We start from the raw sequence: 24,782 nt of genomic DNA on the forward strand, positions 1-24,782 counted from the left end.
TTTTAAACCTAACAAAAACAAGGCTGTTCCAGAATGGAGGCAGCCTCGCTTGGTATAATAACTTGTTATAAAAAATTAATCAATATAATGTTCCTGAACCACCAGTTTTAATTCACGATGAACATCCCAGGCTTCAAACTCTTTGGCTACTTCGTGTAAAAAACTGGCGCCAATACTTCCATCAATAATGCGATGATCGTAGCTCATAGATAAATACATCATGTGGCGAATACCAATATAATCACCTTTTTCGGTTTCTATTACTACCGGCCTTTTTTTAATGGTACCAACAGCCATAATAGCAACCTGCGGCTGACTGATGATGGGCGTACCCATTAAACTGCCAAATGTGCCTACATTGGTTAAGGTAAAGGTGCCACCCTGCGTATCATCGGGTTTTAGTTTATTATGCCTGGCATTTTCGGCTAAATTGTTGACGGTTTTGGTTAAGCTAACCAAACTTAGGCTCTCGGCATTTTTAATAACCGGCACTATCAGGTTGCCGTTGGGTAGGGCAGTAGCCATTCCAATATTAAAATAGTTTTTAATGATGATTTTATCACCATCTACTGAACTATTGATAATGGGAAAACGTTTCAGCACTTTTATAATACACTCTATAAACATAGGGGTAAAAGTAATTTTGGTACCTTCTACCTTTTCGAAATTGTCTTTTATTTTATTGCGCCATAGCACCATGTTGGTAACATCTGCTTCTGTAAAACTGGTAACATGCGGACTAATATGCTTGCTGTCAACCATGTGTTTGGCAATGAGTTTCCGCATTCTGTCCATTTCAATTATTTCAACATTTTGTTGCGGTGCTATCGCCACTTGGGTAGTTGCTGTTGTATTTGTAATGGGTTGAACATTTTCCTGTACAATTGTTTTAACAGGCATTGGTGCAGCAGTTGTTGGTGCTGCTATTATTTTGCCTGATTTTTTATCGGCCAGATATTGTAAAATATCTTTTTTTGAAACCCTGCCTTCTGCACCTGTTCCGGGAATATTTTCCAATTCAGCCATACTAATACCTTCACTGTTGGCAATATTTAATACCAATGGTGAATAAAACCTATTATTTCCGCCGGTTGCAGCAGATGAAACTGCAGCAGGCGTATAGGGTACAGTGATAGGTTCTTCTGATAAAGCCGGTTCTAAAGGTTTGTAAATACCATTGGCTGTAACCTGCATCGTTCCTGTTTCCGGCATTTGTGTAGCGGGTGTTTCCGGTTTTTGAGGTTCACTGCCGGCAGTATCGGCCACTTCAATTTTAGCTAATACAGCCCCTACCGGTACCACATCATTTACATTGTATAAAATTTCTTTAATAATGCCCGATACGGTACTGGGCACTTCACTATCAACCTTGTCTGTGGCAATATCTAAGATGGTTTCATCCTGTTGCACAAAATCACCTGCTTTTTTATGCCAGCGTAAAATGGTGGCTTCCATAATACTTTCACCCATTTTGGGCATCACTAAATCTGCTAAGGCCATAAAATTGTTTTTTTTGTGAAAGGGTGTTCCTGAAAAAATTATTTTGTATGATCAATGGCAGCAACCCTATAAATTTCAATATACATTAATTCGCGTCAAAAATAGTATTTTACAATGGTACATACGAAGGTTTTTTGACAGATGCCAATAATTTAATAACGTTGCTTCATCATTATTCAACCATTAATTGTCGCATTAAAAGCAAAGTATTGGCAGCAGTAAGTTGAATATTGCGCTGCCGGTTAAACCTGAAATGCATTTTTTTAGTAATCAACCGTTCTTTGCCGGCCACAGCCATCCAAACGGTCCCCACCGGTTTATCGGGAGTGCCGCCGGCGGGCCCCATGATACCACTCACTGCAATGGCGTAGTCTGTTTGCATGAGTGCAAGTACATTTTTAACCATTTCCGTAACCACCTGTTCACTCACTGCTCCATATTTTTCTAGGATTTCTTTTTTGACCTGCAGTACTTTCTCTTTTACTTCGTACGAATAACTGATTACACTGCCTTCATAATAGGCAGATGAGCCTGCAATGGATGTAATTAAATGCGCTATATATCCACCGGTGCAGCTTTCGGCAGTTGCAATGGTTTTCTTTTGTTCGGTTAATAAATGGCCAATAATAGCCTCTAATGGTTCATCCTTATCTGTAATTAACACATCTTTTACCAGCAATTTCAAGGCCGCAAACTGTTCGTTAATTGATAGATTGACCTCATCATGGTGGTTGCCAAACATTGTTAAACGTAAACGTACCATTCCAAAATTGGGCAAATAAGCTAATGAAATGTTTTTGGGTAATGCCGCTTCAAAATCAACCAACCGATCTGCCAGCATCGATTCACCAATTCCGGCTGTTAAAAGTGTGCGATGTTCAATACAACCCGTAGTGAAGCGTTTTTGCAGTAGCGGAATCACTTCCTGCTTCATTAATCCCTGCATTTCGTGCGGAACGCCGGGTAAGGAAAAAAACAAACATCCATTTTTTTCAAATAACATACCGGGTGCGGTACCCAGTTCGTTTTTTAATATAGTACAATTGTCGGGTACTTCTGCTTGTTTTATATTTCTTTCTGCTAAAGGGAGGCCCCTTTTAAAAACATGTTCAAATAAATAGGTAACATGCTCCAAGGTAGGTTGGTGTAGTACTAATTTTCCCCCAAAGTATTCGCAAAGTAGGGGTTTGGTGATATCATCAGAAGTGGGCCCGAGGCCGCCTGTAATTAAAATAATATTTGATGCTGCACTTTCCTGATTCAATGCATTCCAAATAGCATCCCAATTGTCACCAACTGCTATTCTGCGATGAACAGGAATGCCAATTTTATTTAATTCTTGTGCCATCCAGGCACTATTGGTATCAATTACCTGCCCAATCAATAATTCATCTCCAATGGTAATAATTGATGCTGAAACTGTATCCATAAATTTCAAATTGCATGCAAAGTAAAACAGTAAATAGTAAAATAATAGCAATCATTTTCCTTTTGCAGAAATGTTGCACTAAAATTTCAACAACTGATGCATATTTTTTGAAACGATCGGGGTATTGGTTACTGTTTAAAATATACTGCTAACTTTTCATACAAATGCTTAGGCATCGTTGTTTTTTCTTTCGTTGTAGCATTGATAAAATATAAAACAACACGCCCTACTGTAATTAATTTATTGCTTTCGTTATAAATTTCCTGATGAAATTCAATTTTATGATGGGTAGGCAATTCTTTTAAAATGGTTTTAATAGTGAGGAGGTCATCATAATGTGCGGGTCTTAAATACTTAGCATGTACTTCAACAATGGGCATTACAATGCCCATGGCTTCCATATCCTTATAGGTAAATCCTAATTGCCGTATACTTTCTGTTCTGCCCACTTCAAAATACTGAACATAATTTCCATGATATACCACATTCATTTGATCGGTTTCTGCATATCTAACCCGAACCTGAGTAACACTTTCGTACATTTTTTTAAAATTTGTTGGTAAAGGTATTAAGCTTTACTCTTTATCCACAAATTATGGAATGGTATTTGGTTACAGTATGCGGGTAGTAACTTTAGGCTGATTTTACTTTTATTTAAGATTCATAACATAATCTTTGCTCATCATACACGTTTCATGCATATGCGTTTAATACAAAAATATACTTTCGTTGTGTTGTTTAGCTTAGCCGCATCTTCTTTATATGCACAGGCTACTAAAATGAACAACGACCCCACCACACAATTTAAACAGGCTAAAGAATATTTTCAAAATGATGAATATAGTTTGGCTTATCCTGTTTTTAAAAATTTGCAAAAGCCCGAATATGGCGCTACATTAATAGATGCCGCCATTCAGGAACAAATAAAATTTTATGTAATTATTTGTGAATTACACTTAAAAAGTTCAGGTGCAGCTAATAAGGCCATAGAATTTGTTAGTTTAGAAACGAGCACACCTTTGGTACAAATGATGAGTTTTTATTTAGCAGAATATTTCTTTCAACAAAAAAATTATACCGATGCACTTACCTACTATCAAAAAGCAGGTATCGAAAATTTAAGCAATAACCAAATTTCTGCTTTAAAGTTTCATATGGCCTACGCTTATTTTACTTTGCAAAAATTTAAAGAAGCCAAGCCATTATTTGATGTAATCAGACAAATAAAATCAGACCCTAATTATATTGATGCCAATTATTATTATGGGTTTATTTGTTTTTATGACAAAAATTATAGTGCTGCATTACAGGCTTTTACCATTATCGAAAAAAATAAAACTTATAAAAATATTATTCCATTTTATATAGCAGAAATTTATTATTTTAATGAAAATTATGATAAAGCGTTACTGTATGCTGAAGCTGCATTGTTAACCGGTAATCAATACTACGAGTTGCAGCTCAAGCAATTGATAGGGCATTTGTATTTTGATAAAAAAGATTATGAGAGAGCAAGGCCTTATTTAGAAGCTTACATTAACGCTACGCCAACGCCTAATCGTGAGGATGTTTATGAATTGTCGTACTGCTATTATGCAACCGGAAACTATCAGCAAAGTATTCCAGGATTTAAGCAGTTGGGCGGTAAAGAAGATTCGCTGGCACAAAATAGCATGTATTTATTGGCCGATGCATTTTTAAAAACAGGCCAGAAGGCCAATGCCAGAAACGCTTTTTTATTTTGTGCTACCAACAATTCCAATCCAACTCAAAAACAGGTATCTATATTTAATTATGCCAAATTAAGTTATGAATTGGGATATTTTGATATTGCCCAACGCGAACTGGAAAATTTCATCAATAACTATCCTTCATCGCCTTATATGCAGGAAGCAAAAGAAATTGAAGTCAGTGTTTTAGCCAATACCAGTAATTATAAAGATGCATTGTTATTGTTTGAAAGTTTGCCAGTACAAAGTGAAAATGTAAAAAAAATATATCCGCGAATTTTATACGGAAGGGCAGTAGAGTTACTGAACGATCAGCATACCAATGAAGCCGATGCATTGCTTACCCGCATTTTACAAGTGCCTTATAATGAAACGCAGTTACCATATGCTTATTTCTGGAAAGGCGAAATTGCCTATCGGAATGGGAATATTGATCAGGCTATACAATACGATAATGCTTATTTAAAAAATCCGGTAGTATTGGGTGAAGTAAATCCGGTGAATGCACATTATAATTTGGGTTATGCTTTATTGAAAAAAGAAATGTACAGTGAAGCGCTGAGTAACTTTCAACAGGTTGCCCGTAATATATCTTTCAATCCAACACCCATTGAATTAGATGCTTACATCCGTTCCGGTGATTGTTATTTTATGAATAGAAATTACAAACAGGCACTGGCTATTTATGATAAAATTATTGATATGAATGCGAAGGGTGCCGATTATGCACTGTATCAGAAAGCCATCATTGCAGGCGCATATAATAAGAACAATGAAAAAATTAGTTTATTACAAAGTTTGGTGAAACAATATTCGCATTCTGACCTAGCCAATGAATCCAATTTTGAAATTGCTAATACTTATATGGCTGCTGAAAATTTCAGTGCAGCTATTCCATATTTACAAGCCATTTTGCAAAATAATGAAGCTACTGCCTTGTGGCCTAAAATATATTTAAAATTAGGCGTTTGCACCTTTAATTTAAATGAAAATAATCAGGCATTGCAGCAATTTACACAATTGGTTTCTCACTATCCCAATTCGCCTGAAAGTGATGAGGCAATAGAGTACATTCGGAATATATTTTTAGAAAATCATCAGCCCGATGCTTTTGTTGCGTTCATGAAACAAAACGGCAAGCCGGTATCGTATAGTGAAGAAGATTCATTGACCTACCGTTCAGCGCAACTTTTTTATGATGCCGGAAATTTGCCTGCGGCAATGAAAGGGTTTACCAATTATCTGGCAAAATTTCCCGATGGACAATATAATATTGAAGCCAATTATTTTACAGCAGAAATTTATCTTGTTAATAAAGATCCGCAAAAGGCTTTGCCTTATTATGCTGCAATAGCTGCAAAGGCTCCCAATATTTATGCAGAAAGAAGTGTACTGCAATGTGCCCGTATTGAATATTTTGATGTAAAAGATTATACAAAAGCGGCATCTTATTATGAACAACTAAAGTCTATTGCAACACAACAGGAAAACAAATTAGAAGCTATGCGTGGTTTATTGCGCTGCCAGTATAAATTACAACAATGGAAAGCTGCAGTAGCCAATGCACAGGATATACTACAGGAAAAAGGTGCTGCAGAAGATGACCGGATGATAGCCAATATGATTGTAGCTAAAAATTTTCAGGCAGATAGCTCATTAACAGAAGCGGCAAATGTTTATCAACAGGTTATTAAATTAGGCAAATCAGAATACAGTGCCGAAGCGCAATATAGAATTGCTCAGATATTATGCCTGCAAAATCAATTACCGGCTGCTGAAAAAGCTGCTTTTGAAGTGATTAAAAAATATGGTTCTTATGATTATTGGGTAACCGACAGTTACCTGTTATTGGGCGATATATATTTTAAAGAGAATGATTTGTTTAACGCTGAAGCTACATTTAAAAGTGTTGCCGAAAATGCAACCATTGAAGCATTAAAAAACATTGCAGTACAAAAACTGGCAATGGTTCAGGCTGCAAAAAATAAATTACCACAAACCAATCAGTAATGCATTTAATCAATCAAATGATGATGAAAAAATATTGTCTGAATATATTATTTACAACCTTTGTTTTTTGTAGTATGCTGCAATCTGCATTGGCCTCACGTCATCATGCTTTCCAGAAAAAAGCAAAAAGCAAACAGCATACCGTTGCAAAAAAAACTGCGGTACATAAAAAAGTTATACATTCTGTTCAAACCATTGTAAAACCGGTAACAAGTGCTCAAAAAACAGTAATTTCTGTGGCTTCATTGCTGGATACTACTGCCCCTAAAGTGGTTGTGGTTACTTCCGTTTTTAAACCTTCTTTGCGAAGTGCTGCTAAAATAAATTTAACGGCTGCAACTGCACCTGCTGAAGTATCAATAATACCTTTAATGTATAGTATTCCTGCAGAAAATTTAACCTTCTCTTATCATCCTGTAGCTATTAAACCGCTGGCATTAATGGTAGATACTGCTCTGCACTGGAATAAAGACAGATATATTAAAGTAGGTTATGGGAACTATGCTACACCTTATGCAGAAGCAGGTGTTGCATTGGGCGATGGACAAAAATCGGCCATTTTATTGCATGGAAAATATACTTCTTCAAAAGGTAATTTACCTTATCAAAATTTTACAAAGGGCGGTATTGATGCCAATGGTGTTTTTGCATTACCCAATCAGCAACAGTTAACCGGAAAAATTTATTTTGATAACAGTACACAATATTTATATGGATTTACCGGAAGCAATAATTATACTAAAGATCAGTTGCAGCAGCAGTTTAATACCATTGGTGGTAATTTAGGTTTGGAAACTACCATGCCAAACGATTATGGTATTGCTTATCATCCCGAGGTAGGATTCTCCTCTTTTTTTGATAATCGCCAGGCCAATGAAATGAATGCTATCATCAAAGCCCCCATCAGTAAAACATTGGGCAAACTGCTTACGTTTCATGTAACAGGTTTGGCCGATATTACACACTTGCAAACACTGAATACCACTACTATCAACAATAATTTGTTTTATGTGGCACCAGCTTTAGAGTTTAAAGTACCCAATGTGCAAATTAAAGCTGGTATGCAGCCAAGTTGGGACAATAGTCAGTTCTCTTTGCTACCCGACATTACCCTTCAGGCAAATATTGCAGAAAATCGGTTGATATTATTGGCAGGATGGCAGGGATACTTTCATAAAAATACTTACCAGAGTCTGGCTGCTTTTAATCCGTTTATTGAACAGCCTACTACTTTATTGAATACAAAATTCACGGAACAATATGCAGGATTAAAAGGTAATGCAGGCAAACATTTCACTTACCTGGCAAAAGTCTCTTTCCTACAAATCGATAACCAGCCCTTATTTGCTAATGATACTGCTGCAGGAAAATCGCAGGGGTTTGTGGTGTTGAATGAACCAAAATTGCAGGCTTTAAAATTGCATGGCGAAATTACTTACACCGATCAGGAAAAATTGTCTTTTATTGCCGGAATAGATTATACCCAATATACCCAGCAACAGGTGTATGATAAGCCCTGGGGTTTATTGCCTTTAGATGTTACCGGAACTCTACTTTATAAACTCACCAAAGATTTCTCGTTGAAGTCTGATTTATTTTTATGGGATGGAGCACAATACCGTGACCCCGTTTCCCTTGCCTCCCGCAAATTACCCGCTGCAATTGATTTGAATGCCGGTGCCGAATTTGCAGTGCATAAAAACCTGAATATATGGCTACAATTCAATAATATTTTTAATAATAAATACCAACGTTGGAGTCAATACCAGGTTTTGGGCTTTAATGTTCTGGGAGGAATCGTATATTCGTTCCATTAATGAAACCAGATGAATGAACTTTTGTTCCCATATTTAATGGTGCATCAACGTTTGGGCATACCGGGCATAGGTTGTTTTCAATTGATAAGAACAGCGCCTTCTGTTGATTGGGGAAAAAAAACGGTACACCCACCGGTACATCAAATCAGTTTTGTACCCGAAACGATGGAAGCCGATCATGCCTTTTACCGAACCGTTGCCCAACAATTAAATATTTCGGAAGTTGTGGCCATTCAACAATTCACTGAATTTGTGTATCATTTAAAAGAGCAGTTGCAACAAGGTGGCGCTTTATTGCCGGGTATAGGTACTTTACTGCTCAATCCGGATGGGGAAGTGTTTTTCAGGCCGGTTCCCCAAAACAATAGGTTATTAAAAAATATTTCGTTTAGCCACATGCATATTACAACTGCTGTTCCTCCTTCCACATCAAAGCCCATTTCAATTTTAGATAATATTCCTGCTGCGGAAACTTTAGCAACCGAGGCAGAGTCTTCTATTGAAAATGAAACAAAAGATAAATGGTGGATTTATGCCATTATTTTAACGGTGATTGGTTTGGCTGCACTATTTATTGCATTTTTGTAATTTTTGATTGAATGAACCACAGAATACACTATACCCATTGTCCTATTTGTAACAGTGCATCAATTCAACCTTCCTTTTTTGCTGAAGATTTTACCGTATCGCATGAGCTGTTTGCAATTTGGCATTGCAACCACTGTAATGGCCGGTTTACACAGGATGTACCCGATCTTTCCGCAATTGCTGCCTATTACCAATCGGACAGTTATATTTCGCATAGTGATACCAAAAAGGGGTTCATCAATCAGCTATACCATTCTGTTCGTTCTATTACATTAAAAAGAAAAAGAAATTTTATTGAGCAATTATCAGCCGGTGCAGCCAAAACAATTTTAGATGTTGGCGCCGGTACAGGAGCTTTTGCATTCACTATGCAACAGGCGGGTTGGCAGGTGAGTGGGGTTGAAGTAGATACAGGAGCCAGAAACATTGCAGCCTCAAAATTCAAACTCAACTTTCATTTACCTGAATATTTGTACCAAATTTCTCCGGCATCTTTTCACATTATTACGCTTTGGCATGTTTTAGAACATGTGCATGATTTGCATGGATATATGCAAATTTTTTATCGGTCGTTAACTGTCAATGGCAAATTAGTGATTGCTGTACCTAATTATACATCTTACGATGCAGCTTATTATCAGCAATATTGGGCAGCTTATGATGTGCCGCGCCATTTGTATCATTTTTCTCCGGAAAGCATGGCAGTTTTGGCTGCTCAAAGCCAATTTAAAATTCTACAATACCGCTCTATGCCTTTCGATAGTTTTTATGTGGCTTTGTTAAGCGAAAAATATAAACATGGAAGCACCAACCTTATGAATGCAGGCTGGATAGGTTTACGCTCTGCTTTTAAAATGTGGCAGGATGTTAAAATGTGCAGTTCAGTTATTTATGTATTGGAAAAGCTAAATTAAAACAGCATTTAAGTAAGTTGTTGCATTTTCAATCGGGTATTTATAGGTAATTTTGCAAAGACTGAAAAATAAGATTCATTTAGATAGATTACACATGCAAATTGATTTTAAAAAATACAGTGATGGATTAGTGCCCGCAGTAATTCAGGATTACAATACCCTTAAAGTATTAATGCTTGGGTTTATGAATGAAGCAGCCTACCAGCAAACAGAACAAACCGGAAGAGTAACATTTTATAGCAGAAGTAAGCAACGATTATGGACAAAAGGCGAGGAGAGTGGCCATTTTTTGGATGTAAAGAGCATTACACCCGATTGTGATAATGATACTTTACTTATAAAGGTAATACCCAATGGGCCCGTTTGCCATACCGGTGCCGATACTTGTTGGAGTGAAAAGAACCATTCAGACAATTTTTTATTGTATCTGGAAGAGGTCATTCGTTTAAGAAGTCAGACTTCACCTGAAGTATCTTATGTAGCCCGATTGATAGGAAAAGGCATTAATAAAGTTGCACAAAAAGTTGGCGAGGAAGCTGTAGAAATGGTAATAGAAGCAAAAGACAACAATGAAACACTATTTTTAAACGAATCTGCCGATTTGTTGTTTCATTATTTACTGCTGCTGGCTGCTAAAAATTATTCGTTAAAAGATGTTATAAAAGTGTTGCAGGAAAGACATGCACAATAAATGAAGCATTTCATTCAAATGTTCAAATATATTTTTGTTGGTTAATTTGAATTTTAAAATAAACGCATTTATGCAAAAATTAATTTTATTTATGTTGTTACCTTTTAGTGTTATTGCACAAAAAGGTTTTGTGATGAAAGGTGATGTGAAAGGCTTGAAAGATAGCACGCTGGTATTTTTGGTAAGCGGGGCAACCGGAAAATCAATTGCTGAAGATTATTCAAAAAATGGTCGTTTTACTTTAAAAGGCGATCTTGAAAATGCCGATATCTATCAATTAAATTTTATTGGGTACAATGAAACACCTGAAGTGTTTATGCAGAATGATCAGGTATTTGTAAATGGCGATGTAAAACATTTAAAAGATTTGGTTTTTTCAGGTTCTGCTTTGCAAAACGATTATGTGCAGTATTTAAAAGGATTTAATCCGCTCAAAGAAAAATTAGCCAAATTAGTAACCGCCATTAATGCCGAAAAACCCGGCGAAAAGCGTGACTCACTCATTACTTCTTTTGGGGTGTATAAAAATATGGTGATTCGGCAGGTAGATACCTTTATCAAACAAAAACCTGCATCACAGGTAAGTGCTTTTGTGGTATATGCAGTAAACCCTCTTTTTTCAGGTCCGGATGAATTGGAAAATAAATACAATCAATTGGCACCAACAGCCAAAGATGGTTTTTATGGAAAATTAATTGCTCAAACAGTAGCAGCTGCAAAAGTGGGTGCAATTGGAACTAAGGCCATTAATTTTACACAAAACGATACTGCCAATCAACCCGTATCACTTGCATCTTTTAAAGGAAAATATGTGTTGGTTGATTTTTGGGCCAGTTGGTGCAGGCCTTGCCGTATGGAGAATCCGAACGTTGTTGCAGTGTACAATGAATTTAAAAATAAAAATTTTACCATTTTAGGTGTGTCATTAGATCAACAAAAAGATAATTGGATAAAAGCTATTCATGATGATGGTTTAACCTGGACACATGTAAGTGATTTGCAATTTTGGAATAACGCAGTTGCCCGTTTATACCATATTGAATCCATTCCAGATAATATGTTGATTGATCCCAATGGAATAATCATTGCCAGAGGGCTGAGAAGTGAACAACTGAAACAAAAATTAGAAGAAGTAATTCAATAAATTATTTACCAAATAAACACTATGTTCATTTTTGTTAAAAAAAAGTGCTAATAAGTTTTGGAATTAAAAATTTGCTGATAAAGTGTTTCATTGAATCCTATCACTACAACGGTACCATCTTTTACAATCACCGGTCGTTTAATAATACTGACTGATTGTTGCATGAGGGCTATGGCTTTCTGTTCAGTAGTTATGGTTTCCTGTATGGATGTATCTAATTTTTTCCAGGTAGTACCTTGTTTGTTCAATAAAACAGCCCAACCCACCTGACTGCTCCATTCTTTTATAACGGATACAGCAATACCCTCTTTTTTGAAGTTATGAAAGGTATGTGGCACATGGTGCACTGTTAGCCAGTTTAATGCCTTTTTTACGGTATTACAATTGGGTATACCATATACCTGATACAACATTATGAAGCGGGTTGGAGGTTAAAGAAACGTTTGCCCAGCCAGCTTTTACCTGCCGGAATTATCCAGTTTTGAATCAGCTCTTTCTTGGTTGCAACCAGATTATTAAAATAAAGGGTATGCTGATTGATAAAACCGTTTTGTATGGCATATTCCAGTTGTGAATAAGGCAATAACTCCACTTTGTCTTTAATAATAAAAGCCAGCATCTGGCGGTTAAACAATTGAATGTTGAATTGTTTTTCTATTTGTTGAATAAAGTGCACGCTGAAATCGGTGCTGCAACCACCCACCTGCGTATAGGTTTCATCTGCCATTAATACAATAAACTGGCCGTATAATAAATTGGCATATCCTTTAACCGGATCACCATGACTGCGCCATTCCTTTGTAAAATTTGAAAGCAATGGTTCTAATTGCATGGCCTCCTGAATGGTGAGCAATCTGCTGGATTGATATACCCAAACTTTTGAATGATCTGAAAAATCAGCGGGAATAAAGTTTTCAACTTGCGTATTCATGCTGCAAAATTATTATAACCTGCTCATATTTAAGCCTAAGTATTTTATTTTAACTTTCAGTGTTCTTTCTTTGGGTAAGCACAACATAAAAATAGCCGCCAATACCCGCCACAATTCCTTTAAATAGCATGTTTTCTGTTGAAAATAAAGCATGCACATCCCATTCATGAAATAACCAATCATGTGCTGCATCCATAAACAGCAGTATTGGAAATAAAATGATGGCAGCCATCAAAAATTTTTTAAAATTGAAGTGTAATTACATGAAAGTATGATGAAATGCCTGATAAATGGTTTGCGCTTTGCCTGATTATACCATCGATTGCTCAATTAATTCAGCAATATCTAATACCTGAACCTCTGTTTCCTTTTCTTTGTTTTTTACACCATCAGTCATCATGGTATTACAAAACGGACAGGCTGCTGCAATAATGCTGGCATTGGTTTGCAGTGCTTCTTCGGTTCGTTCTATATTAATTCTCTTATTGCCGGGCTCATCTTCTTTAAACATTTGTGCGCCACCCGCTCCACAACATAAACCCTTACTGCCGCAGCGTTTCATTTCGGTTAGTGCAACATCTAATGCCTCTAAAACTTTTCTTGGGGCTTCATATATGCCGTTGGCACGCCCCAAATAACAACTATCATGGTAAGTAATTTTTTTTCCTTTAAAAGGGCCACCTTCTTTCATCACTATTTTACCGGTATCAATCAGTTGTTGTAAAAAAACGGTATGGTGCACTACTTCATAGCTTCCACCCAATTCCGGATATTCATTTTTAAAAATATTAAAGCAATGAGGGCAGGTAGTCACAATTTTTTTAATGCCATATCCATTTAATATTTGGATATTGTTATATGCCATCATTTGGAATAAAAATTCGTTGCCGGCTCTGCGTGCCGGATCGCCTGTGCAGGCTTCTTCTTTCCCCAGAATACCGAATTGAATATTGAGTTTATTTAAAATAGAGGCAAATGCACGGGTAATTTTTTGTGCCCGAACATCAAAACTGCCGGAGCAACCTACCCAGAATAATATTTCGGGGATGGTTCCATTTGCAGCTAAATCTGCCATTACAGGTACCTTCATACATAACCTTTTTACGAATGTACTGTAAATTTATTTTGAGTGGTTATTTTGAATAAACATGTTATTTTCACTGTTTTAAAAAGCATTACTGTACTAACTTTTTTGCATGCATTTTTTATTTATACTTTTAATGGGTTGGCTTGTTAGTTTTTTGGGTCAATTGCCATTAGGTACCATGAGCATTACTGCTACCCATATTGCTATTTTAGAAAGTTTTAAAAATGCCTGGCGCTATGCCATTGGTGTTGCATTGATTGAAATTCTTTATTTAAGGCTGGTATTGGTTGGTGTACAGTGGGTATACGCACACAAATTATTGTTTACTATTATAGGATGGTTAGCAGTTGTTTTTTTTCTTTTATTTGCTATTATTAGTTTTGTAATGGTAATTAAAAATAAAGCGAATGAAAAAAACATATTACTGCAAAATAAGTTGAACCGCTTCGTATTAGGCATGAGTATGAGTGCTTTGAATCCTGCACAAATACCTTTTTGGTTTATATGGAGCACCTATCTAATAAATGCAAAAATTCTGCAAGCAAATACACTTTCATTAAACGTATTTACCATTGGATGTGGCATTGGAACGATTACGGGACTGGCATTTTACATGCATGGTGGCAACTGGCTGATTAAGAAAATGAATGCCGGTGCCCGAACTTTAAATATTATTATGGGTATTGTTTTCTTATTTGCGGCAATGATTCAATTATACAGAATGTTGTTTTTGTCTATGTTGTAATATAATAATAATAACACTAATCTTTGGCCCATTGGTCTCTTTCTTCCGGCGAAAATTTCCAGGGTGCAAAATTATTTTCAATATTGCTGAATGTGCTGTTCCACTCTTGTGGTGCATTGCTTTCTTCCATAATCAGGTATCTTCTCATTTGCAAAATAATATCGAGTGGTGAAATACTTACCGGACATTCTTCTACACATGCATTACAGGTTGTACAAGCTCTTAATTCTTCTTCCGTAATATAATCGTGCAGCAATGATTTTCCATCATCCTGCCAGTTTTGCATGGCCTTGCTTTTTTGGCCCACTTGTTCCAAACGGTCGCGGGTTTTCATCATAATCATTCTGGGGCTGAGTGATTTGCCGGTAATATTAGCAGGACATGCGGTAGTGCAACGGCCACACTCTGTACAGGCATAAGCATCTAACAGGTTTTTCCAGCTTAAATCCATCACATCTCTGGCACCAAATTTATGGGCTGTTGCTTGCGGAGCATTGGCAGGTATTAATTCCGGTTGCATGGCATACAGTACCTCTTTTTGAATGTCGGGCATATTGTGCATTTTGCCTTTAGGCTCTAAACTGGCATAATATGCATTGGGGAATGCCAAAAGTATGTGCAAATGTTTAGAATAAGGCAAATAGTTTAAAAATGCAATAATACCAACAATATGCAACCACCAGGCACTTCGTTCAATAGTGGCAAGCTGTTCAGAAGATAGCCCGTTAAAAAGTGATTGCAGACTTCCTGAAAACAAAAAATTACCGGTTAAATGTTCAGCATAATGCCCATAACCCCTGTTTTGCAGGAGGGTATCTGTTGCATTCATGGTGAGGAAGAGACTCATTAATATAATTTCGGTAATTAATATATAATTGGCATCGCTTCTTGGCCATCCATTTAGGTCTTTACTCATGAAACGCTGAATATGTAAAATATTTCTTCTGATAAGAAAAATAATACAAACAGCTATAACGCCAACAGCAAGGCATTCAAATACATTAATCAGCAGTGTATAGATGTAGCCAAGTGGTTCTGCAAAAAGCCTGTGGGTTCCTAAAATTCCATCTAATATAATTTCGAGCACTTCAATATTAATAATGATAAAACCTGCATAAATAATAAAATGCATCACTGCCACTAAGGGGTTTTTAAACATCTTTTTTTGCCCAAATGCTAACAATAAAACATTGCGCCAACGTAATTTAGGCTGGTCGTTTCGAGACTCATCTCTTCCCATTAAAATATTTTTTCTGATATAGATTACTTTTGCAGAAAAAAGATATATGCCTGCAGCCAGTATTAATATGAAAACAAGTTGTGAAATAATATGCATAGTGGTTTTCTTGTAATGCTAAATTAATAGTTAAGTGAATATAGTTAACGCAATAAATCATACATTTATGACAGATAATACAATAATTGGCCTTTCTGGTTCATGAAAGCATTACAGAAATATTTTAAAAAATATTTTTTAGGAAAAGCTAATTCCAACAAATTAATTCGAATTTTGAACAACAGATTGCGTATACAGTTTTTCATAAGAATTGATTGATAAAAATCACAATGCATTAAATTCAGGGCGAATGAAAGAAAAGAAGGAAATATTATCGCAACAAATTATTCAATTCAAATTAGAGCGGCTGGCATTAGAAGTGGCCGAAAATTTGGGGGATGAACCAGAAGATATTGTTTTGATAGGTATACGGAACAATGGCTATATAATGGCAAATATGATGGCTACACTTATACAACCCTATTTTCAGCAAATAGTGGAAGTAAATGGTATTGCCATGAATAAACAAAAACCTGAAGAAATAAAATTAGATGTTCCATTTTCTGCAAATGGCAAATGTATTTTGTTAATTGATGATGTGGCCAATACGGGCAGAACTTTGTTGTATGCATTAAAACCATTATTGCAACAATACCCTAAACGTATACAAACCATGGTATTGATAGAAAGAATGCATAAATTATTTTCGATAAAACCCGATTATGTTGGCCTTTCTCTTGCTACTACACTTCAGGAACATATTGTTGTGGAAATGGATGATCATCAAATAATAGGAGCTTATTTGTTATAACCCATTTTTTCTATCATAGTGCAGCATATTCAATTGCCAAAATTTCATCATTAAAAAATATAACATGGATACAGCTATTTTAGAAAAAGCCCGGAGTTGGGTGAACGGAAAATACGATGCCGATACAAAAAATGCAGTACAGGAATTGATTAACCACCATCCCAATGAGCTGATGGAAGCTTTTTATAAAAATTTGGAGTTTGGTACCGGTGGCCTGCGTGGCATTATGGGTGTGGGTACCAACAGAATGAATAAATATACGGTTGGAATGGCTACACAGGGTTTTGCCAACTATTTGATGAAAACCTATCCAAACCAAACCATACGGGTAGCCATTGCACATGATTGTAGAAACAACAGCCGTTTTTTTGCCGAAACAACAGCACAGGTTTTTGCAGCCAATGGTATTAAGGTGTTTTTGTTTGAAGATTTACGCCCAACACCAGAACTGAGTTTTACAATTCGTTCTTTACACTGTAATGCAGGCGTGGTATGTACCGCATCACATAATCCAAAAGAGTACAACGGTTATAAAGCCTATTGGGATGATGGCGGCCAATTGGTACCACCACACGATAAAAACGTAATTAAAGAGGTGGAAGCCATCCAAAGTATTGATGATGTGAAATGGAGTGGAGGTAATGCCAATATTACCATAATTGGCGCAGAGATGGATCAACAATATTTAAAAATGGTGAAAAGCCTGAGTGTGTATCCGGAAGTAATACAACAGCAAAAAGACCTTAAAATTGTTTATACGCCCATACATGGCAGTGGTATTAAATTAGTACCTGCTGCATTATCGGCATTCGGATTTACCAATGTACATATTGTGGAAGAACAAGCCACACCCGATGGCAATTTTCCTACAGTTGCTTATCCCAATCCGGAAGAAAGTGAAACCATGCGAATGGGCCTTGAAAAAGCAAAAGCATTAGATGCAGATATTTTGTTAGGTACCGACCCGGATGCAGACAGGGTAGGTGTTGGTGTAAAAAACCACAAAGGAGAATGGATATTAATGAATGGCAACCAAACTGCAGTACTTGCTTTTGCATATTTGATTGAAGCCCGAAGAAAAAAGGGAATTGCACAGCCCAATGATATGGTGATCACTACAATTGTAACCACTGAAATGATTAATGAAGTTGCCCGTCAAAATAATGTAGCTTACTACAATGTATTAACAGGCTTTAAATGGATTGCCGAACTAATAAAAGAAAAAGAAGGTAAAGAAAACTATGTAATTGGTGGCGAAGAAAGTTTTGGATTAATGATTGGCAACCAGATACGTGATAAAGACGCCATCAGTGCCGTAGCTTTATTATGTGAAATGGCAGCTTATGAAAAACAACAAGGTAAAACCTTGTTTGATAAATTGATTGAACTGTATATGCAATATGGTTTTTATTATGAAAACCTAATCAGTATTACCAAAAAGGGAATGGATGGCCAGAAAGAGATTGCTGCAATGATGGAAGGTTACCGATCTAATCCACCTAAATTCATTAACAATAGTCAGGTAGTAACATTGTTAGATTATGAATTACAAAAAGGCACTAATTTATTAACAGGTGAGCAATGGGCAATTCAACTACCTAAAAGCAATGTGCTGCAATTTATTACTAAAGATGGCAGCAAAATTTCGGCCCGGCCATCGGGTACGGAACCTAAAATAAAATTCTATTTTAGTGTACATACTACGCTTCCCAATAAAAATGAATTTGACAAAAAGTTTGAAGAACTGAAGCAAAAAATTTCGGGTATCATTGCATCCATGCAATTGTCTTAATACGCTTAACTGCAGCTTTTACAGTGTGAACAAATATTCCATAAAAGTGAAGCAGTTTCTTAAACAACTTTTCTTAAAATGCTGTGCAAAAAAAATGCACGGCATTTTAATTTCCCCATGTAATGAATTTATGCTTTAAAATGTGCCGATACTATTAGCTTTGTATGGTTTATGAGAAAGTTTGAAGATACTTATCGCCACAAAGGACTGCGTAAACAGTTGGTAGAACTGATAAAACAAAAAGGTATTACCGATGAGGCTGTTTTATTAGCGTTACAAAATGTACCACGTCATTATTTTTTAGATTCTGCTTTCGATAAAATTGCTTATGAAGACCGTGCATTTCCCATTGCTGAAGGTCAAACCATTTCTCAACCTTATACAGTTGCATATCAAACACAATTATTACAAATAAAAAAATCGGATAAAGTATTGGAAATTGGTACCGGTAGTATGTATCAGGCTTGTGTATTGGCAGAAATGGGTGCCTGGGTGTATACTATTGAACGGCAGAAAAAAATATTTGATTTAAATAAGCAGTTTAGTTTTAAAAATAAATACCCCAATATCAAATGCTTTTTTGGCGATGGCTTTGAAGGCCTGCCAACTTTTGCACCTTTCGATAAAATTCTCATCACAGCAGCGGCGCCATTTATTCCTCCTAAACTAATAGAACAATTAAAAGTAGGCGGAATAATGGTAATACCTGTTGATGAAGGTGCTTCTCAAAGAATGCTGCGCATTACCAAAGTTTTTGCCGATGCCTGCAAAGAAGAATCTTTTGATTTATTTTCTTTTGTTCCCATGTTAACCGGAAAAAATATTTAAAATTTGTTTTCTTAATTACATTAATGATTTCCTCCTACTTTTTTGGGCAAAATAGCTTTTGGAATGGGTTGCTGATGAGCAGGTAATTTTGGTGTATTATTATTTTTTTTATTGGGAGATAATCCCGGTAATTTATTGGTATCTATTTGTGATTCGGGTGCCAGATCTTCCGGTTTAATATCGGCTGGTACATAATCCTGAGAGGTGCCATTTCCCATTAATTGCTGGTCGCCCTCAACACCAATAGGCACATTGGGTGTGGGATTGGTATAATCCAATTCAATGTCGTTGGCCATACCTTCCGGTTTAGAGAAGTCAACATTTGCATCAATGCCTAAAATGTTTGCATTTTTCAAAACTTTTTCATAAAAATAACCCCAAATAGGCATGGCAGCACGTGCACCCTGCCCATTATAGCTACTACTATTGATGTGTATAAATCGATCATCGCAACCTACCCAGGCACCTGCTAATAATTGCGGTGTGTAGCCCATAAACCAGGCATCGCTGTTATCATTGGTAGTTCCCGTTTTGCCAGCAATATTCCCACTAACATCAAATTGCATTTTAAGGCCACGGGCTGTACCAAATTCAACCACGCCTTCCATCATTTTAATAACAGAATAAGCAGTAATGTCGCTGATAACTTCTTTTCTAATGGGTGCAAAATTTTCCAATACATTGCCATTTCTATCTTCAATACGGGTAATAAATAGTGGTTTTACATTGAATCCTCTTCCCGGGAACATGCTGTATGCCTGCATCATTTCATACAATGAAATTTCGCATGCACCAATAGCAATGGAGGGGTGTGGTTCTATATTGGTTTGTAAGCCGCACTTGTTTTTTAGAAAATCAACAAAACGGATGGCTGCATTATTGCCCTTGGGATCTAACTGCTTCATAATATAAGCAGTGGCACAGTTTCTGGAAAATGCAAGGGCTTGTGCCATAGGAATAGAGGCTCCGGTGCAAGAGGTAGAAGTAGCAGGCACCATTCCATATGCGCCAAAACTTTGTTGAACATCCTGCACAATTGTATTTGGTGTAAAACCGGCATCTTCAATAGCTAAACTATACAATAATGGTTTAATAGTAGAGCCCACCTGCCGTTTGGTATTGTAATTCACATGATCAAACTTGAAGGTTTTAAAATCAATGCCACCTACCCATGCACGAACCTCACCACTTAAAGGGTCTAATGCCATAAAACCGGCCTGCATCATTTGGCGGGAATATTTAATAGAATCCATTGGCGTCATGGTCGTATCTTTTTCCCGGTTATTATTCCAGGCAAAAACCCGCATTTGTGTAGGCACAAAAAATGTTTTTCTTATGTCTGCATCATTCATTCCATCTTTTTTCAAATTACGCCAGCGGTCACTTTGTTTCATGGCCGATTCTAAAATGTTTTGATGCCCATCCCATACAGTTCCTTTTTTTATGTTGGTTTGTTGATTTAAAATTTGCTGCATGTAGCTCATGTGTTTGGCTACTGCTTCTTCGGCATAGATTTGCATACGTGGATTGAGGGTTGTATAAATTCTTAAACCATCTGTATACAAATTATATTCATCACCATTACTTTTTTTGTGGTTTTTGCACCATACTTTCATGTACTCGCCCAGAATCATTCTGAAGTAAGGAGCCAAACCTGTTGTTTCATCTAATTTTTTATAATTTAATTCAATAGGTTCCATTTTAATTTTTGCCGCATCCTGTGCTGTTAAATAACCATTGGTAACCATTCTGTTTAAAACCAGGTTACGGCGTTCTAAAGCCTGTTTGGGATTACGTCTGGGATTGTATAACGTAGGCGCATTAATCATGCCCACCAAAACGGCTGCTTCATTTACATTTACCCGATCCGGCTCTTTTTGAAAGAAGGTTTTAGCGGCATTGCGAATGCCAAAAACATTATCGCCAAAAGCAACGGTATTCAAATACAGATTAATGATTTCTTCTTTGGTAAAATTTCTTTCCAATTTTACGGCTATGATTGACTCTTTAACTTTTTGTATGGCACGGAGTAAAAAATTTCGGGTTGCCCAGTTTTCAGTAAATAAGTTTTTGGCTGTTTGCATAGTAATAGTACTGGCCCCGCCATCGCGGCCTAATCCTTTTAAAGCACGCAATAAAGAAATAAAATCAATGCCACTATGCTCATAAAAACGCTGGTCTTCAGTTGCCACCAATGCATGAACAATGTTGGGGCTAATATCTTTATAATCAACATTTACTCTATCTTCTAAATAATATTTACCCATTAAGGTACCATCTTGCGCATATACCTGACTGGATAATGAGGCTGAAGGATTTTGAATATCTTCAATAGAGGGCATTTTTCCGAAAACGCCCCAATTACAAAGCAGGAGAAATAAAATAAAAGCAGCAACAGCTATAAAAAAGGCTTTCCAAAATATTTTTACTGAACGCAACATAAACAAGGTATGGTTAAGGTTGTAAAACTAAGCATCTACGGCAGATGTTACCCTGCCAAGTAGTTAAAATTTCTCGGGTAAAGTGTTTTTCATAAACTGAATATAATCTGTAATATTGTTTTTAGTATGCAACAACTGTAAGTTTAAAGGACTAATCATACTAAAAGCATATTTATCGGGTTTAAGCCAGGGTATAATTCTACCGGTAGCCATTGGGCGGGTTTTATCTAAATACTCAACTGCATCTCCGGCATTTTCAAATGGGCCAATTAGTACAATTGTGGTTGAATCATTTAATTTTTCTCCGGTAACTTTTAAACGTAGTGTATAAAATTTTTCTAAGTTAAAACGGTAAAATGCATTTCTGGCTTCACTGGCAAAAACGGGATCAACTTTATGTAATATTACCGCAATGTATTGCGAATCGGCCGGATTGAATGCATAATTGTTTACAGCCTGTATTACCGGATTGCTAACGGGTACCTGAACCAATGCAGTGGTATCTAATTGTTTATGGATTTGTGTTGATACAGTATCTACTATTTTTTTAACAGGTGCTTTTGCAATGGTGGCCGGGTGTAGGTCAATATTGCCCACAACATTGTCTTCATTTTTTTCAATCACCAAATTGGTTAAATAATTTTCAATTTCTTTTCTACGCTTTACTACGCTAATGAGGGTATTGGCCATTTCAACCATTGGCGATTGGGGAAACTGGTGTACCAATGCTTCCAAAGTTTGGATGGCAGTACTGTCATTTTTTTGTTTTACATCGTATACGGCCTGAATGTACATTAATTGCGGGCCCCAGTAATTTTTCCCAAATATTTTATCGGCCTGCTCTTTTTCTGCTAATGCCTGCTTAAAATTTCCTTCAATAAACAAATCATAAATATGTTCGTATTGTGCTGTTGCTTTGTCTTGAATGGTGGGTTTACCTGTATTTTTTATTTTTTCAGCATAGATGCCATTCGGAAAAGCAAGCATTAATTTTTTTCTTACTGAATCTGATTTTGCCAATAAACCCAATTGGTTGTAACAGTATAGCAGATTGAATAAAACGGGCTCTTCATATTTGTTTTCCGGATACAGTTTCATAAGGGTTTCATAAGCATCTACTGCGTCAGGATATTTCTCTAAATCGTTTTGGAAAGTTTGCGCATTTTTATATAAGTCGTCAATAATTGTATTATGTGTATCTCCAATTTGCTTTTCGGTAAGTGGAACATTTTCCAGCATTCCTTTCAAGGTTAAGGCAGTAGAAGCATTGGTTTTAACGGCTTCGGGAGTTGCATTGGTTGTTGTGGTTACATTGTTATTGTTCAACCGCATGCTGTTGTTAATAGCAGATTGACGTTGCCAGTTATCTACATTGGGCCGGTTACCCCATGTTTGTTTAAACTCTTTGTAACCTTGTGTTTTAAGTGCAGTATTGGCAAAATAAAAATCACTGGCACTATTCGTGGTGGTACTGCCAAATAAGCCACTGCTTGCTGCGTTTGTGGTGGAATTGGTACTGCCAAAATCAATTTCTTCCCTTTCATCTGCCAGGCCTTGCTCTTTGCGTAATCGGCGGTATAATTTTTTTACAGCAGCCAGCCGCGCCGCTTCATTCAAATTACTTAGTTGCAATAAACTATCCTGTAATTGGAGCGATGCCAGATTTTTCGTAATAATTTTTAAAGCTTTTTTTCGGTTAGTAATTTCATTTTGCAGGGAAGAATCTAACTGATTAACCTGCACACTGTCATAATATAATGAAGCAAGCGGATATTGGCGGATATTGTAGGCTGTTGATGCCAGTAATAACACACTTTTTTGCTTTTGTGCCGGGTTGTTAACACTGAATGCAATGCTTTTCAATAAATTATTGATACTTTCTTTAAAATGCTGTTGTTTAATTTCAAGCGAAGCTGCAGCATAATAAATAATATCTCGATAATCAGCATATTTATCTCTTCTGGCCAATTGATACAATTGTTTCAAATTGTTTTGCAATGAATGATTGCCATTTGCAGTATCAGAAAGTGCCACAATATTCAGGCGGGCATACACTTCCAGATAGGGATCAATGGTATGATGGATGGCTTTTTCAAATGCCTGGATGGCAGGTTTGTTTTGATGTGCCAATTGAAAAAGCTGGCCGGTTAAAAACTCCCATCTTGCCTGTTCCTGTTTATTGGAAGCTTCTGAAATGGATTTGCTTAAATAGGTAGCAGCACTGTCGTGAATATTTTGTTTATAAAACAAATAAGCTTGCTGCAAAAACAAATCTTTTTCTAATCTTTTCGGAAAGAAGGGATCAGCTTTTAAAATAGCTATTAAACCGGTGGCTTTGTCTAATTGGTTGCTTTCTATATAATTTCTGATTTGCCAGATGAAGCTGTCGTTCCGGGTGGTTGGTTTTTTGATAATTTTTTTCAGCAGACTTCTGTTTTCATTGGTTGCAACGGTAAAAATACCTTGTTGGTTACTTACATTACTACCTATTGGAATATCATATCCATCATCTTTTGGCGCATATATGTAATTGATGTATTGGAAAACAGTTGCGGCAGAATCAAAATTTTGTCGTAGTAAATACGCTTTGCCCAGCAACAAATAAAAATCATCTACCCAGTCAGATCTTAAATCATGTAACAGAATACCTGCATAACACTTGTAAATAATGGAATCAATATCCCGCTTATCTAAAGCAGTAACCGAAAGGCTGTAATTATAGAATGGCAGAAGTTTACTATAATCATCCGTATGCATTTGTTGTGCCAGTTCAATAATATGGTTTAATTTATTGTTGGCATTAAAAAAATAGTTGTAATGGCTTACCATATCCTGATAAGTACGCTTTACAAATCCTATTTTTTTTTCGCCTGTTTTTTCAGAAGCCAGTTGCCGATCCTGGTATTGAGCGGGTTTTTCTTTATCTAAATTAATGGTAGTATTGGGTTGTCCCCATACCTTGGTCTGGTAAAACAGCAGGGCAGGGAAGAAAAGGAACCACATCAAAAAATACTTCTGCTTCATAGGCATAATTCAACACAAATCTAA

General features: G+C 36.4%; 20 protein-coding genes. 10 read left to right on the top strand and 10 right to left on the bottom strand.

Annotated elements, in window-relative coordinates:
- Positions 1–75: 75 nt before the first annotated feature.
- From JK139_RS00095 to JK139_RS00105, 3 genes are all read right to left on the bottom strand, one after another.
- Complete coding sequence (locus JK139_RS00095; RefSeq protein ID WP_074418294.1) at positions 76–1,500, bottom strand: dihydrolipoamide acetyltransferase family protein; 1,425 nt, start codon at positions 1,498–1,500, stop codon at positions 76–78.
- A 172-nt stretch (positions 1,501–1,672) separates the two neighbouring features.
- Entirely contained in the window at positions 1,673–2,929 is a 1,257-nt protein-coding gene (locus JK139_RS00100; protein WP_218330297.1) for a CinA family nicotinamide mononucleotide deamidase-related protein, read from the bottom strand.
- Between the two features lie 128 nt (positions 2,930–3,057).
- On the bottom strand, positions 3,058–3,471 hold the full coding sequence (locus tag JK139_RS00105; protein ID WP_074418644.1) for an acyl-CoA thioesterase: 414 nt from the start codon (positions 3,469–3,471) through the stop codon (positions 3,058–3,060).
- Between the two features lie 153 nt (positions 3,472–3,624).
- Between JK139_RS00105 and JK139_RS00110 the strand changes: the two genes are divergently transcribed.
- The 6 genes from JK139_RS00110 (at position 3,625) to JK139_RS00135 (ending at position 11,823) form a co-directional block, all read left to right on the top strand.
- On the top strand, positions 3,625–6,669 hold the full coding sequence (locus tag JK139_RS00110; RefSeq protein WP_228733061.1) for a tetratricopeptide repeat protein: 3,045 nt from the start codon (positions 3,625–3,627) through the stop codon (positions 6,667–6,669).
- A 74-nt stretch (positions 6,670–6,743) separates the two neighbouring features.
- A complete protein-coding gene (locus JK139_RS00115) occupies positions 6,744–8,486 on the top strand; it encodes a TonB-dependent receptor (RefSeq protein ID WP_074420828.1) in 1,743 nt (580 codons plus the stop codon).
- A 9-nt stretch (positions 8,487–8,495) separates the two neighbouring features.
- Complete coding sequence (locus tag JK139_RS00120; protein WP_141676787.1) at positions 8,496–9,074, top strand: hypothetical protein; 579 nt, start codon at positions 8,496–8,498, stop codon at positions 9,072–9,074.
- A gap of 11 nt (positions 9,075–9,085) precedes the next feature.
- Complete coding sequence (locus JK139_RS00125; RefSeq protein WP_074418292.1) at positions 9,086–9,988, top strand: class I SAM-dependent methyltransferase; 903 nt, start codon at positions 9,086–9,088, stop codon at positions 9,986–9,988.
- A 94-nt stretch (positions 9,989–10,082) separates the two neighbouring features.
- Positions 10,083–10,679 (top strand): bifunctional phosphoribosyl-AMP cyclohydrolase/phosphoribosyl-ATP diphosphatase HisIE, encoded by a 597-nt coding sequence (gene hisIE, locus JK139_RS00130; protein WP_074418297.1) that lies wholly within the window; start codon positions 10,083–10,085, stop codon positions 10,677–10,679.
- A 70-nt stretch (positions 10,680–10,749) separates the two neighbouring features.
- Positions 10,750–11,823, top strand: coding sequence for a TlpA disulfide reductase family protein (locus tag JK139_RS00135; RefSeq protein ID WP_074420853.1), 1,074 nt, complete (start codon positions 10,750–10,752; stop codon positions 11,821–11,823).
- 47 nt (positions 11,824–11,870) lie between these two features.
- Here the strand turns inward: JK139_RS00135 and JK139_RS00140 are convergent, their stop codons facing one another.
- The 4 genes from JK139_RS00140 to JK139_RS00155 form a co-directional block, all read right to left on the bottom strand.
- A complete protein-coding gene (locus tag JK139_RS00140; RefSeq protein WP_218330298.1) occupies positions 11,871–12,236 on the bottom strand; it encodes a Spx/MgsR family RNA polymerase-binding regulatory protein in 366 nt (121 codons plus the stop codon).
- Positions 12,236–12,754 (bottom strand): hypothetical protein, encoded by a 519-nt coding sequence (locus JK139_RS00145; RefSeq protein ID WP_218330299.1) that lies wholly within the window; start codon positions 12,752–12,754, stop codon positions 12,236–12,238. The genes JK139_RS00140 and JK139_RS00145 overlap by 1 nt, the downstream gene beginning before the upstream one ends.
- A gap of 49 nt (positions 12,755–12,803) precedes the next feature.
- On the bottom strand, positions 12,804–12,986 hold the full coding sequence (locus JK139_RS00150; protein ID WP_218330300.1) for a hypothetical protein: 183 nt from the start codon (positions 12,984–12,986) through the stop codon (positions 12,804–12,806).
- Between the two features lie 78 nt (positions 12,987–13,064).
- The gene (locus JK139_RS00155; RefSeq protein WP_074420833.1) at positions 13,065–13,844 is read right to left on the bottom strand and encodes a (Fe-S)-binding protein; all 780 of its coding nucleotides are present in this window, start codon (positions 13,842–13,844) and stop codon (positions 13,065–13,067) included.
- Positions 13,845–13,950: 106 nt separating this feature from the next.
- On the opposite strand from JK139_RS00155, the gene JK139_RS00160 reads away from it, so the two are divergent.
- Positions 13,951–14,586 (top strand): LysE family transporter, encoded by a 636-nt coding sequence (locus JK139_RS00160; RefSeq protein WP_218330301.1) that lies wholly within the window; start codon positions 13,951–13,953, stop codon positions 14,584–14,586.
- Between the two features lie 16 nt (positions 14,587–14,602).
- On the opposite strand, the gene JK139_RS00165 is transcribed toward JK139_RS00160, so the two are convergent.
- Entirely contained in the window at positions 14,603–15,922 is a 1,320-nt protein-coding gene (locus tag JK139_RS00165; protein ID WP_218330302.1) for a (Fe-S)-binding protein, read from the bottom strand.
- A 250-nt stretch (positions 15,923–16,172) separates the two neighbouring features.
- On the opposite strand from JK139_RS00165, the gene JK139_RS00170 reads away from it, so the two are divergent.
- The 3 genes from JK139_RS00170 (at position 16,173) to JK139_RS00180 (ending at position 19,293) form a co-directional block, all read left to right on the top strand.
- On the top strand, positions 16,173–16,673 hold the full coding sequence (locus JK139_RS00170; protein WP_218330303.1) for a phosphoribosyltransferase family protein: 501 nt from the start codon (positions 16,173–16,175) through the stop codon (positions 16,671–16,673).
- A gap of 64 nt (positions 16,674–16,737) precedes the next feature.
- Complete coding sequence (locus tag JK139_RS00175) at positions 16,738–18,465, top strand: phospho-sugar mutase (RefSeq protein WP_218330304.1); 1,728 nt, start codon at positions 16,738–16,740, stop codon at positions 18,463–18,465.
- 171 nt (positions 18,466–18,636) lie between these two features.
- On the top strand, positions 18,637–19,293 hold the full coding sequence (locus JK139_RS00180) for a protein-L-isoaspartate(D-aspartate) O-methyltransferase (RefSeq protein WP_074420837.1): 657 nt from the start codon (positions 18,637–18,639) through the stop codon (positions 19,291–19,293).
- Between the two features lie 20 nt (positions 19,294–19,313).
- Here JK139_RS00180 and JK139_RS00185 read toward each other — a convergent pair whose 3' ends face one another.
- Both JK139_RS00185 and porW read right to left on the bottom strand, forming a co-directional pair.
- A complete protein-coding gene (locus tag JK139_RS00185; RefSeq protein ID WP_218330305.1) occupies positions 19,314–21,734 on the bottom strand; it encodes a penicillin-binding protein 1A in 2,421 nt (806 codons plus the stop codon).
- A gap of 63 nt (positions 21,735–21,797) precedes the next feature.
- Positions 21,798–24,758, bottom strand: a complete 2,961-nt coding sequence (gene porW / locus JK139_RS00190) for a type IX secretion system periplasmic lipoprotein PorW/SprE (protein WP_218330306.1) — start codon at positions 24,756–24,758, stop codon at positions 21,798–21,800.
- Positions 24,759–24,782 lie beyond the last annotated feature (24 nt).

This window comes from Hydrotalea lipotrueae (assembly GCF_019249625.1).
In the GTDB taxonomy this organism is placed as follows: domain Bacteria; phylum Bacteroidota; class Bacteroidia; order Chitinophagales; family Chitinophagaceae; genus Hydrotalea; species Hydrotalea flava.